The sequence below is a fragment of the Comamonas aquatica NBRC 14918 genome (assembly GCF_000739875.1).
Classification (GTDB): Bacteria; Pseudomonadota; Gammaproteobacteria; order Burkholderiales; family Burkholderiaceae_C; genus Comamonas; species Comamonas aquatica.
In genome coordinates, this window is sequence record NZ_BBJR01000013.1 from 1 (window position 1) to 705 (window position 705).

The following is a 705-nucleotide window of genomic DNA, read 5'->3' on the forward strand; positions in this document are numbered from 1 at the left end:
CAACGCCGGTCTAGCCGCATAAAACCAGTCCAAGTTTTTATCCGCATCCCCGGCGGGTCAGTTTTGCGTGGAAATTAACAGCGGACGCCATCCAAGCATGAATCGACGGAAGCGTTTTACCCTTCCTATCAGTGTCTACGTCTGCTTAGAGCAGCTCCGCTTCTGCTGTCGGTGGTTGATCTCGGAGGATCAAATTCCTTTTGGGGAAAGAATCCCTAACCAAGCCACACTCGCCAAAACCAGAACTGCCAGTGTTGCTTCCATGAACAGGCTCTGGCGTAGCTTAGCGACTGCTTGTGCATGATTTCCAGAGGTCAACGATGCCTCCAGACTTGGACTTAGCCGGAACCGATTTGCCGCAGCCAAAGCAAGCATTCCGAGAACCAGCATCAGCTTGCCTAACAGCAACTGACCATAGAGTGTCGAAACAAGCGGATCAAGCGAAGGCCCTGCGATCAATACGTAGTTGAGTACACCACTGATCCCCAGAACGACCACGATCAGCGTCCCTACCTGGGCGAAGCCATTTGATGTTCGGCTCAATATTGCTACTGTGTTTGATGCCTTATTCGCACTCGTTACGGCCAAGATCAAAAAGGCGAGTAACGCGCCGACCCATGCACCTGCTGCCCAGAGGTGCGAGATGTCCGAAGCCAGGTGGATGTATCCCCGCATTCCATCGTCCATCGCACCATGACTGAATCG

Annotated in this window: 1 protein-coding gene; it reads right to left on the bottom strand. The window is 52.9% G+C overall.

The window, feature by feature from the left end; translation table 11 throughout:
• Positions 1-189: 189 nt before the first annotated feature.
• A partial coding sequence (locus tag CA2_RS17400; RefSeq protein ID WP_174435590.1) for a CopD family protein occupies positions 190-705 on the bottom strand: 516 nt, incomplete at its 5' end.